Consider the following 16,855-nt stretch of genomic DNA (forward strand, 5'->3'; position numbering starts at 1 on the left):
CCACCCCACCGTCGCCCCCGTCCCCTTCGACCCCGAGGTCCAGGCCGTGCTCGACGCGATCGCGCAGAACCCGCAGCCCGCCCTCACGCGCGAGACCCTGCCGCGCGAGGGCGTGGACCGGATCTTCCCGGACAACGACACCGTGATCGCCGGCCGAGCCGTCGACTGGGAGGACCGCGTGATCCCGGGCCCCCCGGGCGCCCCGGACATCGAGATCACGATCTTCCGGCCCCGCGCCGCCTCCGGATCCGCTCGCCCCGGGTTCCTGAACATCCACGGCGGCGGCCAGATCGTCGGGCACCGCAGCTGGGAGACCGGCCGCGTCGTCGACATCGTCGCCGAGCACGGCGCCGTCGCAATCAACGTCGAGTACCGGCTCGCACCCGAGCATCCTTCCCCCGCCGGCCTCGAGGACTGCTACGCCGCGCTCCTCTGGCTGCACGCCCACGCCGCGGAGCTGGGGGTCGACCCCGACCGGATCATCGTCGGCGGCGGCAGCGCCGGCGGCTGCCTCGCGGCGGGCGTGGCACTGCTGGCCCGCGATCGCCGCGGGCCCGTGCTCGCCGGCCAGCTGCTGCTGTGCCCGATGCTCGACAACACCAACACGACCGTGTCCAGCCGACAGTACGACGGCATCGGCACCTGGCAGCGCGAGACGAACCTGCTCGCCTGGTCGTGCCTGCTCGGCGACGAGCTGGCCTTCAGCCCGGACGCGTCCGGCTACGCCGCGCCGGCGCACGCCGCCGACGTGTCGGGACTCGCGCCGGCCTTCATCGAGGTCGGGGAGGCCGAGATGTTCCGCGACGAGGACACCCAGTACGCGCTGCGGATCTGGGCGACCGGCGGACAGGCCGAGCTGCACGTCTGGGGCGGCGGGGCGCACGGCTTCGACATGTACATGCCCGACGCCGAGGTCTCCCGGGCAGCCCTGGCGGCGCGGGCCAGCTGGCTGCGGCGGATCTGGAGCCGCGCGTGACCGCCGCACCGGCCGCGACCGGATCCGTCGTGCCCGTCCCCTACGACCCCGAGCTCGTGGAGGGCCTCGCCGCGTTCCTCGACCTCGTGGAGATCATCCCGCTGCGCGCGGACACGATCCTGGCGAACCGCGCGCACTTCGCGACGATCATCCCGCCGATCGAGGTGCAGGCCGCCGGTCGGCCGGTGACGTGGGAGGACCGCCTGATCCCGGGTCCCGACGGCGCGCCGGACCTGGAGATCACGATCGTCCGGCCGTCGACCGCGAGCGCGGATCCGGCCCCCGCGGTGCTGTCGATCCACGGCGGCGGCATGGTGCTCGGCACGCGGTTCTTCGGCACCCCCGAGCTCATCGACCTCGCGGATCGCCACGGCGTCGTCGGGGTGGCGGTGGAGTACCGCCTCGCCCCGGAGCACCCGGGGCCGGCCCAGGCGGAGGACTGCTATGCCGCCCTGCGGTGGATGACCGCGCACGCCGCAGAGCTCGGCATCGACCCCGACCGCGTCATCGCGTCGGGGCAGAGCGCGGGAGGGGGCCTCTCCGCGGCGGTCGCGCTCATGGCCCGCGACCGCGGAGGCCCGCGCCTCGCCGGGCAGCTGCTCGGCTGCCCCATGCTCGACGACCGCAACGAGACCGTCTCGGCCCGGCAGTACGACGGCATCGGCGCCTGGGACCGCAACAACAACGACACCGCCTGGACCGCGATCGCCGGTGCGGACCGTTTCACCGACCGGGTCTCGCCGTACACGGCTCCGGCTCGGGGGAACGACCTCGCCGGCCTCGCCCCCGCGTACATCGAGGTGGGCGCCGCCGAGACGTTCCGCGACGAGGCCGTGGACTACGCCTCGCGGATCTGGGCGACCGGCGGGCAGGCGGAGCTGCACGTCTGGGGCGGCGGGTATCACGGCTTCCACGGGTTCTCGCCGGACGCCGTCGTGTCGGTGGCGGCCAACGCCGCCCGCGACAGCTGGCTGCGCCGCGTGCTGCGCCTCGGCGGATGAGCGGGGTGCTCGCGCGCCCGCGCATGGGCACCCTGCGGGCGATGCTCGTGCTCGGGATGCTGGAGGCGTTCGGCCCGCTCTCGATGGATCTGTATCTGCCGCAGCTGCCGCAGCTCGCCTCGGCGCTCGGCACCAGCGACGCGCTCGCTCAGGCCACGATGTCGGCGTGCATGATCGGCCTGGGGCTGGGGCAGCTCGCCGCGGGTCCGCTCAGCGACCGGTTCGGACGCCGCCGTCCGCTGATCGTCGGCGTCTCGGCCTTCGCCGTGCTGTCGCTCGTGTGCGCGCTCGCGCCGGGCATCGAGGTGCTGCTCATCGCCCGGTTCCTGCAGGGCCTGGCCGGATCCGCGGGGATCGTGATCTGCCTCGCGATCGCCCGCGACCAGTTCGAGGGCGCGGAGCTCAGCCGCATGCTGTCGCTGCTGTTCCTCGTCTCGGGCGCCGCGCCCGTGGTCGCCCCGGTGGTCGGCGGCCAGCTCGCCCGGTTCATGGACTGGCGCGGCATCTTCGGCGTGCTCGCCGGCATCGGGGCGGCCCTGCTCCTGGTGGTGCTGCTCGCCCTGCCCGAGACGCTGGACCGCGCCGACCGGCACCCGGGCGGGCTCCGCACGCTGCGCACGCACACGGGGGCGGTGCTCCGCGACCGCCTGTTCGTGGCCGTCCTCTGCGCGGGTGCGGGCGGCGGCGTGGCGTTCTTCACGTACCTGTCGCTGACCTCCTTCGTGCTGCAGGACGAGTTCGGGCTGGATCCGCAGTCCTTCGGTCTCGCGTTCGCACTCGGAGCACTCGCCAACATCGCCGGCAGCCAGGCCAGCCGTCTGGTCGTGCGGCGCACGGGTCCGCCGCGCGTCTACCTGCTCGGCGTCACGGCGACCGCGGGCGCCACCGCGGTACTCGCGCTGCTCGCCCTGCTCGGCGTCGGCGTATGGGGCGTCGTCGCCGCGCTCGTGGGGTTCATGCTCTGCGCGGGTCTGGGCGGCCCGAACTCGTCGACCCTCGCGCTCGCACACCACGGAGCCAGAGCCGGCACGGCGTCGGCGCTGCTCGGCATGTCGACGTTCCTCGTCGGCCCGCTGCTGTCACCGCTCGCGGTCGCGATCGGCGGCGCGAACGCGGTGACGATGGGCGTGACGATGGCCGCGGCAGCGGTCGTCGCGGCCCTCATCGCGTGGTGCGTCGTGCGCCCCGCCGCGGGCTGAGCGTCCCGCCTGCCACGCGGGCCCTTGTCAGCTCAGTGCAGCGATCGCGTCACGCAGCACGCCGCCCGCGGCGGACAGCGCCGCGGCCGCTGCCTCTGCGGACGCACCGGTGAACAGCATCAGCAGGGCGAGCTTCACGGATCCGCCGGCCTCGCCGAGCGCACGCACGGCGTCGTCCTGCGCCGCGCCGGTGAGCTGGATCAGCGTGCGGACCGAGCGGGCGCGCAGCTTCTCGTTCGTGGCCTGCAGGTCCACCATGACGCCGCGATAGGTCTTGCCGAGGCGGATCATCGACAGCGTGGAGAGCATGTTCACGACGAGCTTCTGCGCGGTGCCGGCTTTGAGGCGGGTGGATCCGGTCACGAACTCGGGCCCGACGACGACCTCGATCGGCACGTCGGCCGCTGCTCCGATCGCGGAGTCCGCGTTCGCCGCGATGGCGACCGTGAAGGCGCCGGCCTCACGGGCGTAGGCGAGGCCGCCCAGCACGTACGGCGTCCGCCCGGAGGCGGAGATCCCGACCACGGTGTCGTCGGCGCCCACTCCGAGCGCCCGCAGCGACTCGGCCGCGGCGCGGTCGTCGTCCTCGGCGTTCTCGACGGCGCTGCGGATGGCGGCCTCCCCGCCGGCGATGAGGCCGACGACCATGTCCGGATCCGTGCCGAAGGTGGGCGGGCACTCCGAGGCGTCGAGCACGCCGACGCGGCCGGCGGTCCCGGCTCCGAGGTAGATGAGACGCCCGCCGCGCCGGAACCGCTCGGTGATGCCGTCCACGGCCTCGGCGATCCGGTCGGCCTGCGCCGCGACGGCGTCGGGCACGCGCCGGTCCTCCGCGTTCATCGCCCGCACGAGGTCGAGCGTGGGCAGCAGGTCGAGATCGCCGCGCGCGGTGTCCGCCTGCTCCGTGGAGAGCGCGGACAGCTCGCCGATCAGCGCCGCCAGGCGCGCCTGCTCCGTGGCAGGACTGTCTGCGCCTGCACCGGACTCGTTCTCCTCGGACACGTTCTCAACGGGCACGGTGCACGAACCTTTCATGGAGAGGGGCACGGCCCTCGGCGATCAGGGCGGCGCCGTCGAGCGCGTCGCCGTGGGAAGGGACCGCTTCGAGTCCCCGGCTCTCGAGCGCGGACGAGACCGCGGCGCGGAAGCCGTCGTGCGCGGTGAGGCCGCCGTGCAGAGCGACCGCGGAGGACCCTCCGGCGGCGGCGAGCGCCGTCTCGGCGAGCAGCCGCGCGGCCTCGTCGCGGATGCCGACGGCGGCGGCATCCCCCTGGTCGGCGGCATCGAGCACCGCGGGGGCGAAGGTGGCCAGCAGCCGCGCGGAGGCCGCCGCGCCGCCCACCCAGGCGATGGGCGACGAGCCGTCGCCGATCAGCAGCGTCAGCACCTCGGACAGCACGGTCGCGGGGCCGAGGCCGTCGCGGGCGCGAAGCACCGCCCGCACGCCTTCGCGTCCGAGCCAGGATCCGCTGCCCAGATCGCCGAGGTCGGGCCCCCAGCCGTCGACGCTGCGGTGGGTGTCCGCGGCGATCCCGAGGCCGACGGCCCCGGTGCCGGCGATGAGCAGCACGCCCGCCTCGCCCCCGAGAGCGCCGGCGTGCGCGGTGACGACGTCGGAGGTCACCGCGACCGGCGCACCGAGGTCATCGGCGAGTGCGCGCGCCAGGGCCTCGGCCTCGGCGTCGGCGTACATCGCGCCGGCGGCGCCGACGCCGATCCGCTCGGCCCGGACGTCGGCCAGCAACGGCAGGATCGAGGCGAGCGCGAGCGACACCCCGTCGCGGGCGGCGAGGCCGGGCGCTCCCCCGCCCTCGCGTCGCAGAGGGGCGCCGTCGATCGCGAGCCGTGCGCGGCACAGCGACTTGCCGAGGTCGATCGCGGCCGTGCCGGAAAAGGTCATGCACCAGAATGTACGGGATCCGAACGATCCGCGAGAAGTCGATCGCTCGCCGGGCCGCGTCTCAGAGCGCGAGCACCATCGCGCCCATCACCGCGAGGGACACCGCCATCGCGACGCCCTCCGCCGCGAGCAGGATCCTGCCGCTCCCCGTTCCCGCCTCGGCGGCGGAGACGGCGCGGCCGCGGCGGACGACGCGCAGTAGGGCACCGTGCCGCCCCGGGGCGTCGACGCCGGAGCCATGACGCACGCGGGCGGCGAGCATCAGCACGAGCAGGCCGACGACGCCCGCGACGGCCACGAGCGCGAAAGGCACGACGACGCCGTGACCGGCGTGGACGCCCGCCGTGCCGCCGCCGGAGCGGACGGCGACCCCGGCACGGAGCGAGGCGCCGAGCAGCGCCAGGGCGCAGACCGCCATCACGACGCAGCCGAGCGCGCGATGGAAGCAGGCGGCGGCGTGCGGGCGGCCGCGCGTGCCCACCACGCCGAGCATCGCCGAGGCGAGCCCCGCCACCGCCACGAGCAGCGCCGCACGCGCATCGTCCTCCGCCGCGGCCAGAGCGACCATGCCTGCCGCCATCACCACCGCGCTCTGCCGCGCCTGCCACGGCACGTCGCGCGGCGCCAGGCGGCCCGCGACGAGGCAGCACCCGGCAGCCGTGATCGCGGATCCGATCATCAGCAGCATCGCCGCCGCATGGAGCATGCCGCTCAGCATTATTGATCGCTCGCTCAAAAACAATACCCCGGGGAGGGATCCCTTCGACGCGAGGGGAGCTCGCCCGTCCGCGAGGAGGCTCAGCCGTCCGCGAGGATCCCGCCGCGGTTTGCGCCAGGATGGACGCATGCCCCGAGTCGTCGATCACGATGCGCGCCGGCGCGACATCGCCGCGGCGCTGCTCACCGTCGCCGCGCGCGACGGCCACGACGGGGTGAACTCCCGCGCCGTGGCCCGCGAGCTGGGCGTGGCCGTGGGATCGCTCTGGCACTACTTCGACGGCTTCGACGACGTCATCCGCGCCGCCGCCTCCGAGGTCACCCGCCGCACCGAGGATCGGATCCGCACCGCCACCGAGGGACTGCGCGGACTCGCCCGCCTCGACGCGATCATGCGCGAGGTGCTCCCCGTGGATGCGACGACGCGGACCGAGGCGCACGTCGTCGTCGGCTTCTGGGGCCGGCTCGCCTCCCTCGCCCCGACCGCGGACGGGGCCGCCCCCACCCTTCCGCTCTGGCGCACCGAGACCGCCGAAGCCCTGGCCCAGGCCGTCGCCGACGGCGATCTGCGCGCAGACACCCCGATCGAGGACGTGCTCGCACTCCTGCGGGCCATCACCTACGGGCAGCAGGTCGTCGAGGTGGCGGAGCCCGCGGACGCGGCCGCGCACCTGCGCGTGCTCGCGGCGATCCTGGATCCCTGGCGCGCCCGTCGCGGCCGCTGAACCACCCATTGCGCGAGCGCTCCGGCGGCCCTATCATCGATCCAACCCGTTTCTTGAGCAATCGCTCAACTAAACCGCAGAGGTCGACGATGTCCCACCACGCCCCGCAGCCGATCACGCTCGAGACCATCCCGGCGCCGCACCCGCTGGATCCGCTCACCGGGCCCGAGATCGCCGCCGCCCGCGCGATCCTGGTCGCTGCGGGCCTGCTCGGCGACACGGTGCGCGTGCCGATGCTGCTGCCCGACGAGCCGACCAGGGCGGAGCTGGCGTCCTGGGCGCCCGGAGCGCCGATCGACCGCCGCGTGGACGCCACCCTGCTCGACACGGCGACCGGCGTCGCGACCGACGTGGTCGTCTCGATCACGCGCGGCGAGGTGCTGCGCGCCGAGCAGGTGCCGAACGACGCGCCTCCCTACGGCCAGCCGCAGTACCTGTTCGAGGAGTACGAGCGGGCCGAGGCGATCGCGAAGGCCTCCCCCGAGTGGCGCGCCGCGATGGAGCGCCGCGGTCTCGCCGAGCACATCGACCTCGCGTTCTGCTCGCCGCTCGCCCCGGGCTTCACGGGCCGCGCCGACGAGGTGGGCCGCCGGGTGATCCGCTCGCTCACGTTCCTGCGCTACGACGAGCTCGACTCCCCGTGGGCGCATCCGGTCGAGGGCCTGATCGTGCACATCGACCTCACCGATGACAGTGTGATCCGCGTCGAGGACATCGGCGACGTGCCGGTGCCCGCGGGGCACGGCAACTACTACCCGGAGGTGCAGGGCGAGGCGCGCACTTCTCTCAAGCCGATCGAGATCGTGCAGCCCGAGGGTCCGAGCTTCGCCGTCTCCGGATCTCTTGTCGAGTGGGAGAACTGGTCGATGCGGGTGGGCTTCAACGCCCGTGAGGGGCTCGTGCTGCACGATGTGCGCTTCGACGGCCGCCCCGTGCTGAACCGCGCGAGCGTGCCCGAGATGGTCGTGCCGTACGGCGACACCGCCCCGGGTCGCTTCTGGATCAGCTACTTCGACGCCGGCGAGTACCTGCTCGGCAAGAACGCCAACCACCTCGCGCTCGGCTGCGACTGCCTCGGCGTGATCCGCTACCTCGACGGCTACGTCGCCGACGACCGGGGCCACCCCGTGCGCATCCCGAACGTCGTGTGCATGCACGAGGAGGACACCGGGATCCTCTGGAAGCACACGAACCTCGAGGGCCGCAGCGACGTGCGGCGCGCGCGCCGCTTCGTGGTGTCGTACTTCTCCACCATCGGCAACTACGACTACGGGTTCTACTGGAACTTCGGCCTCGACGGCACGATCGAGGTGGTCGCGAAGGCGACCGGCATCGTGTTCGTCGGCGCCGGCGAGCCCGGCGTGCCGCAGCGGCACGCCACGGAGCTCGCGCCCGGGGTGTTCGCCCCGGTGCATCAGCACCTGTTCTGCGCGCGGCTCGACGTCGCGGTGGACGGACCGGACAACCGCCTGGTCGAGGTCGACGCCCAGCGCGTGCCCATGGGCCCGGAGAACCCGTTCGGCAACGCGTTCAGCTGGAGCGAGACCGTGCTGGGCTCCGAGTCGGCGGCGCAGCGCGAGGCCGACACCTCGGTCGCCCGCGTGTGGGAGGTGCAGAGCGCGTCCCGCACGAACGCCGTGGGCCGCGCCACCGCCTACCAGCTCGTGCCGCAGCCGACCGCCCTGCTCATGGCCGACCCGGCCTCCTCGGTCGCCGCCCGCGCCACGTTCGCCACCAAGCACCTCTGGGCGACCGCGCACCGCGAGGGCGAGCTGTGGCCCGCCGGCCGCTTCCCGAACGCGCACCAGGGCGGATCCGGCCTGCCGGAGTACTCCGCGGCCGATGCGCCGCTGGACGGTCCCGACGGCGCGGATCTCGTGCTCTGGCACACGTTCGGCCTCACCCACTTCCCGCGCCCGGAGGACTGGCCGATCATGCCCGTCGACACCGCGGGCTTCGCGCTGCGCCCATACGGCTTCCTCGACCAGAACCCCGGGATGGACGTGCCGGAGTCGTCGCAGGCCCACGCGGTCGCCGGCGCCACGGGATCCTGCTGCGGCGGAGGCGAGGCCTGCACCTGCGGGCACTGACGGCCCTCGGCCGCCGGCCGTCGTCAGTCCACCCGGGAGACGAAGCCTCCGGATCCGGCGAGCGCGTCGGCGGTCGTGATGATCGTGTCACGCAGGGCCGCCGCCGCGCGCGTCGGCGCCATGTCGGCGCGGTGGGCGAGGCTCACGGTGCGCGTCAGCCTCGGCGCGGCCAGGGGCACGGCGCGCAGGGCGGGCCGATCGAGCGCGACCATCGCGGGGACGACCGCGACGCCCACGCCGCGCTCCACGAACCGCAGCACGGTGTCCATCTCCGGTCCCTCCACGACCACCTCCGGCACCAGCCCCGCCGCGGCGAAGGCGGCGTCGGTCGCGGCGCGCAGCTCATAGCTGCGCGGGAAGGCGATCAGCGGCAGATCCGCCACCGCGGCGAGCGCGATCTCGCGCCCGTGGCTCACCGGCGACTGCTCCGCCGAGGAGATCACCACCAGGTCCTCCTCCAGGAGCGGGATGCGGCTGAGGCTCACCGGGGAGCCGGCGGCGGCGTCCGAGGACGCCAGCAGCGCCAGATCCAGCACACCCTCGGCGAGCGCGGCGACGAGTCCGCGTGAGCCCCGCTCGGTGAGCTCCAGCTCGATCCCGGGGTGGGCGGTGCGGAACGCGCCGACGACCTCCGGCACGATGCTCGCGCACAGTGAGGGCGGCGCACCGAGGCGCACCCGCCCGCGGCGCAGCCCCGCGATCTCGGCCATCTCGCGGCGCACCGAGGCGGCGTCGGCGAGCATGCGGCGCGCATAGGGCAGCAGCACCTCCCCGGCCGCGGTGAGCGAGATGTGCCCGCGCGCCCGGTGGAACAGCTCCGAGCCGAGCTCCCGCTCCAGCGTCGAGATCTGCCTGCTCAGCGACGGCTGCGCCAGGTGCAGCTCCTCCGCAGCGCGCGTGAAGTTTCCGAGGCGCGCGATCTCGACGAAACCGCGGAGCTGATCGAGGTTCATGACCATAGCCTAGACGCATTCTCTTCAGCAGGATTATGCATTGGAGTAATGGCCGGCGGATTCCTAACGTGGTTCGCATGACTGAGAACTCATCCCGCGAGCGCCTTGTCTCAACGACCGTGCTCGTGATCGGCACCGGCGGCTCCGGACTGCGCGCGGCCATCGAGGTCGCCGAGCAGGGCGTCGACGTGCTCGCCGTCGGCAAGCGCCCGCGCCACGACGCGCACACCTCTCTCGCCGCCGGCGGCATCAACGCGGCCCTCGGCACCATGGATCCGCAGGACAGCTGGCAGCAGCACGCCGCCGACACCATCAAGGAGAGCTACTTCCTCGCCGACCCGCGCACGGTGGAGATCGTGACCCGGGGTGCGGAGGAGGGCATCCGCGACCTCGAGCGCTACGGCATGGGCTTCGCCCGCGAGGACGACGGCCGCATCTCGCAGCGCTTCTTCGGCGCGCACACCTTCCGCCGCACCGCGTTCGCGGGCGACTACACCGGGCTCGAGATCCAGCGCGCGCTCGTCGATCGCGCAGAGCGGCTCGAGATCCCGATCCTCGACACCGTCTACATCACGCGCCTGCTGGTCGGCGACGTCCCCGCACCCGGGGGCGGCACCGTGCCCCGCATCTTCGGCGCCTACGGCTTCGACCTGGTCTCCGGCGAGCGCTACCTGATCCACGCCGATGCCGTGATCCTGGCCGCCGGCGGTCACAACCGCATCTGGCGGCGCACGTCGTCGCGCCGCGACGAGAACACGGGCGACTCGTTCCGGCTCGCCGTCGAGGCCGGAGGGCGCATCCGCGACCCCGAGCTGGTGCAGTTCCACCCCTCCGGCATCATCGAGCCGGAGAGCGAGGCGGGAACGCTCGTCTCGGAGGCGGCGCGCGGCGAGGGCGGCATCCTCCGCAACGGCCTCGGCGAGCGGTTCATGGGCAAGTACGACCCGGAGCGGATGGAGCTGTCCACGCGCGACCGCGTCGCCCTGGCGGCGTACACGGAGATCGCCGAGGGGCGCGGCACCCCGAACGGCGGCGTGTGGCTGGACGTGTCGCACCTGCCCCGCGAGACGATCATGACCCGGCTCCCGCGCGTCTATCAGACGCTGCTCGAGCTGCAGATGCTCGACATCACGAAGGATCCGATCGAGATCGCGCCCACCGCGCACTACTCGATGGGAGGCGTCTGGGTGCGCCCCGAGGACCACCGCACCGACGTGGACGGCCTGTACGCGATCGGCGAGGCGTCCTCGGGCCTGCACGGCGCGAACCGGCTCGGCGGCAACTCCCTCATCGAGCTGCTCGTGTTCGGCCGGATCACGGGGCGGGCGGCCGTCGCGCACGCCTACGGCCTCGACGCGCAGCGCCGCTCGACCGACGCGGTGCGCCGTGCGCGGGCGGAGATCGACGACCTGCTCGCCGCCGACGGCCCCGAGAACGTGCGCGCCCTGCAGCGGGCGATCCGCGACACCATGACGGCCCACGCCGGGGTCGTCCGAGACGAGCAGGGGCTGCTCGCCGGTCTCGCCGAGCTCGACGCGATCGAGGAGCGGATGACGCGGATCGGGATCCACCCCGACATCGCCGGGTTCCAGGATCTCGCGCACGCGTTCGACCTGCGCTCCTCCGCCCTCGCGGCGCGGGCGACCCTCGAGGCGGCGCTCGAGCGCCGGGAGACGCGCGGCTGCCACAACCGCAGCGACTTCCCGGCGATGGATCCCGCCCTCCAGGTGAACCTGGTCTGGTCTCCGTCCACGGGCGTCGTGCGCGAGGAGATCCCGCCGGTCCCGGCCGAGATCGACGCGCTGATCCGCGAGGTGGACACCGCGGGCAAGCTCGTGGAGTAGCGCACGCGACGGCGTCATCGCGGCCCGGGCGGCCACGGGAGGGAGATCCCACCCGCCGCACGGGCCGCGGTGGTAGAGTGCCTGAACGGATCGTATACAAAGTCGTCGATCCACCCCTGCATCTTCCCGAGGTGATCAGCCGTGGCAGCAGTTCCCGTCGCTCCCGCAGAGTCCGTCTCGACACTCGTCGCGCGCAACGTCAGCGAGTTCCGCTCCGCGGTCTCCGACTCCTTCGTGCCGCTCCAGGTGAGCGGCACCGGAGCGGACCCGTTCCGCGGGCTGATCCGCGGCGCCTCGGTCGACGAGGTGCATGTCAACGACGTCCGCGCGACGCGTCACGTCGTGGAGCGCACGCCCGAGCTCATCGCCCGCGGCGACCGCTCCTACTTCAAGCTGAGCCTGATGCTCGCCGGCACCGGCCTTCTCATCCAGGACGACCGCGAGGCCGTGCTGACCGCGGGCGACCTCGCCGTCTACGACACGGATCGCCCGTACTCGCTCGTCTTCGACGAGGACTTCCGGACGATGGTCGTCATGTTCCCGAAGCACCTGCTGAGCCTGCCGCCGGAGATGGTCGGCCAGCTCACCGCCGTGCGGATCTCCGGCCAGGAGGGCCTGGGCGGCATGGTCGTGCCGTATCTGCGTCAGCTCGCGACGAACCTCGACCAGCTGGCCGGCGCCACCGGCGCCCGGCTCGCGCACAGCGCCCTCGATCTCGTGTCGACCGTGTTCACCCGGGAGCTGGGCCTGGACGAGTCCGCCGCCGACCCGCATCGCGCCCTCATGCAGCGCATCCGCGGCCACATCGATCGCAACCTCGCCTCCACCGACCTGGGACCCGCCTCGATCGCCGCCGCGCACTTCATCTCCACCCGGCACCTGCATGGTCTGTTCCAGGAGCAGGGCACCACCGTGTCGACCTGGATCCGCACGCGCCGCCTCGAGCAGTGCCGCCGCGACCTGCTGGATCCGGTGCTCGCCGACCGCCCGGTCGCCGCGATCGCCGCGCGCTGGGGCTTCGTCGACGCCGCGCACTTCAGCCGCGCGTTCAAGACCGCCTACGGCGTCTCCCCCAGCGAGTACCGCTCGACGCACTGACCCGGCGCGAGACCCCTCAGCCGCGATCGTCCGGCGCGTAACGCAGCTCGAGAACTCCGCTCGGATAGGCGGTGCTCGCACGCAGCCGCAGCCGCAGCGGCCCTTCCCCCTCCGGGAAGAGCGCCGTGCCGGACCCCGCTGCGGCGGGCAGCACCCAGAGCCGGTACTCGTCGACGAGGCCCGCCGCGATGAGCGAGCGCTGGAAGGAGTCGCCCGCGATGGCGAACAGGTCCTTCCCCGCCTGCGCCTTGAGCCGCGCGACCTCGTCGGCGAGGTCTCCTGCGGCGATCGTGGTCGGCCCCCATTCGTCTGCGGAGGCGAGCGTGCGCGAGAAGACGACCTTGGGGATCTCGTTCATCGGCGCCGCCGACGGGTGGTCGACGACCGGCCAGAAGCCCTTCATCGCCTCGTACGACGTCCGCCCCATCAGGAAGGCGCCCGCCTCCCACAGCTGCTGGACGTACGCGCGCTCCTGCTCCGGGTCGTCGATCGACTCCATGACGGCGCGCATGCCGTTGCCCGCATCGACGCTCTTGCCGTCGATCGAGACGTAATAGCTCAGGACCAGATCCCGCCCGTTCTCTGCCATGCCGGAAGCCTCCTCCCGTTACTTGTTTTTTGCAAGCACTGCGGGCGGATCCGGTTCTTGCCCGTGCGGGCACGCCGGTTGACTCTCGGCGCGCGATCGCATCCCGGCCGTTGAGCGGTGCGGAGCGCGGGAACAGCATGGACCCACGCCCCGCAGTCCGGCGGGGACAGGGTCGAAGGAGTCCCCCGTGTCCGATGAAGTGACGGTTGCCGATCCCGCCCTCGACGAGTGGCGCACCTACGACGAGTTCGCCGCGGGCATCGACACCTACCGCCTGCCGAACACCGACCTCGCGGGCACCGCGCTCGCGCTGACGCTGGAGGACGGCCAGTCGCTGACGCTGGACTTCGGCCCTTCGACGGGCTCAGGGACCGAGGCTCTGGTGACCTGGTCCGGCCTCGGGGCCTCCGGCACCGACCCGTACGACGCCGTCGCCGTGCGCGACGACGTCGTGTTCGTCAACCTGCCGCTCACCTCGCGCGAGCGCGAGGCGCTCACGATCGTCTACTCGACCACGACGCACCGCGCGGCCGTGATCCGCTCGCGCATCGCGGCCGAGGCCGTCGAGGGCACCCCGCAGGTCGGTCAGGAGTTCTGGGCTGCGACGACCGACGGCGGCACCCCCACCGGGGAGGTCCCCGGACCGAGCCGCGACCTCATCGGCAAGCGCAACGTGTACCGCTACAGCCCGCACCACCTGTACGAGCACGTCTACGTCTCCAGCCAGCGCTACGCGTGGCAGTGCCTCGAAGGCGTGCAGCGCGGGCACGGCGACATGGATCTGTCGACCGTGTGGCGCTTCGCCGACGGCCTGTACCTGTTCTGCTTCCGCGAGTTCCGGATCGCGGTCGCGAGCGTCTGGCTGCACGACCTCGGCTACCAGCTGCGAACGACCGGCATCTTCCTCGGCCTCACCGGCGAGGGGGCGTCGGAGCACTCCCGTGCCGGCGGCCACATCTACCCGCTCGGCTCGGTCTCCTACCCGGACGCCCAGCCCGTTTGACCACCCGCCGGTCCCTGAGGCTCTCGAAGGGACCCAGACCGCCTGACCACCCCGCCGGTCCCTGAGGCTCTCGAAGGGACCCGACCGTCCTACCGCCCGCCGGTCCCTGAGGCTCTCGAAGGGACCCGACCTGAGGAGTCCCGCCATGACGAACGCCGACATCATCCGCGCGCACTACGACGCCAGCGACCGCGGCGACCTCGACGGGATGCTGGCCCCGCTCGCCGCCGACGTGCGCTGGACGGAGGCCGCGGGCTTCCCCTACGCGGGCACCTACGTCGGTCCGGAGGCCGTCGCCGCGAACGTGTTCAGCCGCATCCAGGAGGACTGGGACGACTACACGCTCGCCGTCGACGAGGTCGTCGACGGCGGCGACACGGTCGTCGGCATCGGCACCTACTCCGGCACGCACAAGCGCACCGGACGGTTCTTCGCCGCCCGCGTCGCGCACGTCTGGCGGCTCGAGGGCGGCGAGGTCGTCGCGTTCGAGCAGTTCACCGACACCGAGATGGTGGCCCGCGCCCTGCGCGACTGACCCACGGACCGCCACCGAGACCTGCACCACACCGCGGGATCCGCCCCGCACCCGAGAGAGACAGGAATCACATGAAGAAGCGCATCACCGCCGCAGCAGCGCTGCTCGCCGCGGGCATGCTGGCCCTCGCCGGCTGCTCGGGCGACGGAGGCTCCGGATCCGGATCGGGCGACCCGATCGTCGTCGGATCGGTCAACACGATCAGCGGCGCGGCCACGTTCCCCGAGGCCTCCCAGGCGGCCAAGGCCGTGTTCGACAAGTTCAACGCCGACGGCGGCCTCAACGGCCGCAAGATCGACTACAAGGCGCTGGACGACAAGGGCGACCCGGCGACTGCCACCGCCAACGCCCGCGAGATCGTCGGATCCGACAACGCCGTGGCGATGGTCGGCTCCGCCAGCCTCATCGAGTGCGATCTGAACAAGAAGTACTACGAGCAGGAGGGGATCCTCTCGATCCCCGGCATCGGCGTCGACACCGGATGCTTCGACAGCAAGAGCATCTCGCCCGCCAACGTCGGCCCGTACAACGACATGACCCTCACGCTGCTGTACGGATCCGAGCAGCTCAAGCTCGACAACATCTGCGTGCTGCTCGAGATCGCCGGATCCACCCGCCCGACCTACCAGGCGGCGATCGACCGGTGGACCGCGATCACCGGCAAGAAGCCGCTCTACGTGGACGACACCGTGCCCTACGGCGCGAGCGACTACACGCCCTACATCGTCAAGGCGAAGCAGGCCGGCTGCAAGGCCCTCGCGATCAACCCGGTCGAGCCGGACGCGATCGGCCAGGTCAAGGCCGCCAACGCCCAGGGCTGGAACGACGTCACCTGGCTGTACCTCACCAGCGTCTACAGCGAGAACTTCGCGAAGGCGATCGACAACGCCGGTGCCGGGATCTACGTCCCCGCCGAGTTCTACCCGTTCACCGAGGAGAACGACGTGAACAAGGACTGGCGCGATCTCATGACGAAGAACAAGATCCCGCTCACGTCGTTCAGCCAGGGCGGCTACCTCGCCGCGACGTACTTCATCGAGGCGCTGAAGTCGGTCAAGGGCGACATCACCCGCGAGTCCGTCTCGGCGGCGATCAAGAGCATGCCCGCCGTCGACAACAAGATGATCGGCGACCCGTACAAGTTCGGCACGATCCCGACCGCCGGCTGGCCGATCGAGCTCAAGAGCGGCACGCACGCCTGGGAGAAGGTCGCCGACGACTGGTACCGGATCCCCAAGAAGTAGATCGATCCCCGGGTCGTCGAGCGAGGTCGCCTGCCGCGTCCTCGCTCGACGGCCACCCGAAAGGAAGAAGCACGATGATCGAAGGCGCCCTGGCAGGGCTCGCGGCCGGCGGCCTGTACGCCGTGCTCGGCGTCTGCCTGACCCTCATGGCCCGGCTGGTCCGGGTCGTCAACTTCGCGCAGGCGGCGACCGGCATGTTCGGCGGCTTCTGCGCCGTGTGGCTGGTCACCAAGGCGGGCATGCCGGTGTGGATCGGATCCGTGATCGGCGTGCTGATCGGCGGGCTGCTCGCGGCGGCCATCGGGTGGATCGCGGCGACCTGGCTATCGGAGGCGTCCACGACGACGCGCTCCGCGATGACGGTGGGGCCGCTGCTGCTGCTGATCTCGCTCTCCTTCATCCTGTTCGGCAACAAGCCCCAGCCCTTCACCCCGATCATCGCGGGACCGGCGTTCTCGCTCGGCGGCGTCGTGATCAGCCAGGTCACGGTGTGGACCGTCGGCATGGCGATCGTGGTCGCCGTGGGCGTGCGGATCGTGCTCACCCGCACGCGGGTCGGCACGCAGCTGCGGGCGCTGTCCGAGCGCCCCACGACCGCCGAGCTGCTCGGGATCCGCTCCCGCCCCCTCTCGATCGCGGTGTGGTTCGTGACGGGCATCATCTCGGCGATCGCGATCGTGATCGTCGCCCCCTCGCAGTCCAACGACGCGACCAGCCTGTCGCTGCTGATCATCCCCGCGGCGGCCGCCGCGCTGCTGGGCGGGTTCAAGCGCCTCGACCTCACCGTCATCGGCGGGCTCGTCCTGGGGGTGCTCGGCGGCCTCGTCGCCCAGATCAACGAGATCTCGCTGGTGCGCAACTTCCTCCCGTTCCTTTTCATCGTGGTCCTGCTCCTGTGGACCCAGCGCAAGGAGGTGTGGGATGCCGCACGCTGAGCCGCTCTCGCCCGCCCGCCCGTCCTGTCTCTTATACACATCTCCG

16 protein-coding genes are annotated in these 16,855 nt (G+C 72.5%); 11 read left to right on the forward strand and 5 right to left on the reverse strand.

Annotation, left to right across the window (positions count from 1 at the left end):
* The 3 genes from RL72_RS01135 to RL72_RS01145 all read left to right on the forward strand — a co-directional run.
* A partial coding sequence (locus RL72_RS01135; protein WP_045248964.1) for an alpha/beta hydrolase occupies positions 1-976 on the forward strand: 976 nt, incomplete at its 5' end.
* Positions 973-1,977, forward strand: a complete 1,005-nt coding sequence (locus RL72_RS01140; protein ID WP_045248965.1) for an alpha/beta hydrolase — start codon at positions 973-975, stop codon at positions 1,975-1,977. The genes RL72_RS01135 and RL72_RS01140, both read left to right, overlap by 4 nt.
* Positions 1,974-3,176, forward strand: coding sequence for a multidrug effflux MFS transporter (locus tag RL72_RS01145; RefSeq protein ID WP_248700325.1), 1,203 nt, complete (start codon positions 1,974-1,976; stop codon positions 3,174-3,176). Before RL72_RS01140 ends, RL72_RS01145 begins: the two co-directional genes overlap by 4 nt.
* A gap of 27 nt (positions 3,177-3,203) precedes the next feature.
* Here RL72_RS01145 and murQ read toward each other — a convergent pair whose 3' ends face one another.
* The 3 genes from murQ to RL72_RS01160 all read right to left on the reverse strand — a co-directional run bounded on the left by murQ (position 3,204) and on the right by RL72_RS01160 (position 5,782).
* Positions 3,204-4,193, reverse strand: coding sequence for an N-acetylmuramic acid 6-phosphate etherase (murQ, locus tag RL72_RS01150; RefSeq protein ID WP_346218184.1), 990 nt, complete (start codon positions 4,191-4,193; stop codon positions 3,204-3,206).
* Positions 4,183-5,076: a BadF/BadG/BcrA/BcrD ATPase family protein gene (locus RL72_RS01155; protein WP_045248966.1), complete on the reverse strand. Its 894-nt coding sequence runs from the start codon at positions 5,074-5,076 to the stop codon at positions 4,183-4,185. Before RL72_RS01155 ends, murQ begins: the two co-directional genes overlap by 11 nt.
* A 61-nt stretch (positions 5,077-5,137) precedes the next feature.
* Positions 5,138-5,782: a hypothetical protein gene (locus RL72_RS01160; RefSeq protein WP_156156654.1), complete on the reverse strand. Its 645-nt coding sequence runs from the start codon at positions 5,780-5,782 to the stop codon at positions 5,138-5,140.
* A gap of 139 nt (positions 5,783-5,921) precedes the next feature.
* On the opposite strand from RL72_RS01160, the gene RL72_RS01165 reads away from it, so the two are divergent.
* Positions 5,922-6,518 carry a TetR/AcrR family transcriptional regulator gene (locus RL72_RS01165; protein ID WP_045248968.1) on the forward strand — a complete coding sequence of 199 codons (597 nt, stop codon included), beginning with the start codon at positions 5,922-5,924 and terminating at the stop codon, positions 6,516-6,518.
* An 89-nt stretch (positions 6,519-6,607) separates the two neighbouring features.
* On the forward strand, positions 6,608-8,608 hold the full coding sequence (locus RL72_RS01170; protein ID WP_045248969.1) for a primary-amine oxidase: 2,001 nt from the start codon (positions 6,608-6,610) through the stop codon (positions 8,606-8,608).
* A 23-nt stretch (positions 8,609-8,631) separates the two neighbouring features.
* Here the strand turns inward: RL72_RS01170 and RL72_RS01175 are convergent, their stop codons facing one another.
* The gene (locus RL72_RS01175; protein WP_045248979.1) at positions 8,632-9,561 is read right to left on the reverse strand and encodes a LysR family transcriptional regulator; all 930 of its coding nucleotides are present in this window, start codon (positions 9,559-9,561) and stop codon (positions 8,632-8,634) included.
* A 77-nt stretch (positions 9,562-9,638) separates the two neighbouring features.
* Here RL72_RS01175 and RL72_RS01180 point away from each other — a divergent pair, with 77 nt between their 5' ends.
* Together RL72_RS01180 and RL72_RS01185 are read left to right on the forward strand one after the other, a co-directional pair.
* Complete coding sequence (locus RL72_RS01180) at positions 9,639-11,405, forward strand: L-aspartate oxidase (RefSeq protein ID WP_045248970.1); 1,767 nt, start codon at positions 9,639-9,641, stop codon at positions 11,403-11,405.
* A gap of 141 nt (positions 11,406-11,546) precedes the next feature.
* Entirely contained in the window at positions 11,547-12,503 is a 957-nt protein-coding gene (locus RL72_RS01185) for an AraC-like ligand-binding domain-containing protein (protein WP_045248971.1), read from the forward strand.
* Between the two features lie 16 nt (positions 12,504-12,519).
* Here the strand turns inward: RL72_RS01185 and RL72_RS01190 are convergent, their stop codons facing one another.
* A complete protein-coding gene (locus RL72_RS01190; protein WP_045248972.1) occupies positions 12,520-13,092 on the reverse strand; it encodes a dihydrofolate reductase family protein in 573 nt (190 codons plus the stop codon).
* Between the two features lie 187 nt (positions 13,093-13,279).
* On the opposite strand from RL72_RS01190, the gene RL72_RS01195 reads away from it, so the two are divergent.
* From RL72_RS01195 to RL72_RS01210, 4 genes are all read left to right on the forward strand, one after another.
* Positions 13,280-14,095 carry a MoaF C-terminal domain-containing protein gene (locus RL72_RS01195; RefSeq protein ID WP_045248973.1) on the forward strand — a complete coding sequence of 272 codons (816 nt, stop codon included), beginning with the start codon at positions 13,280-13,282 and terminating at the stop codon, positions 14,093-14,095.
* Positions 14,096-14,240: 145 nt separating this feature from the next.
* A complete protein-coding gene (locus tag RL72_RS01200; protein ID WP_045248974.1) occupies positions 14,241-14,630 on the forward strand; it encodes a nuclear transport factor 2 family protein in 390 nt (129 codons plus the stop codon).
* 71 nt (positions 14,631-14,701) lie between these two features.
* Positions 14,702-15,874 carry an ABC transporter substrate-binding protein gene (locus tag RL72_RS01205; protein WP_045248975.1) on the forward strand — a complete coding sequence of 391 codons (1,173 nt, stop codon included), beginning with the start codon at positions 14,702-14,704 and terminating at the stop codon, positions 15,872-15,874.
* A 74-nt stretch (positions 15,875-15,948) separates the two neighbouring features.
* Positions 15,949-16,809 carry a branched-chain amino acid ABC transporter permease gene (locus RL72_RS01210; RefSeq protein WP_045248976.1) on the forward strand — a complete coding sequence of 287 codons (861 nt, stop codon included), beginning with the start codon at positions 15,949-15,951 and terminating at the stop codon, positions 16,807-16,809.
* The last annotated feature ends 46 nt before the right edge of the window (positions 16,810-16,855 follow it).

Source organism: Microbacterium azadirachtae (genome assembly GCF_000956545.1).
GTDB classification, from domain to species: Bacteria; Actinomycetota; Actinomycetes; order Actinomycetales; family Microbacteriaceae; genus Microbacterium; species Microbacterium azadirachtae.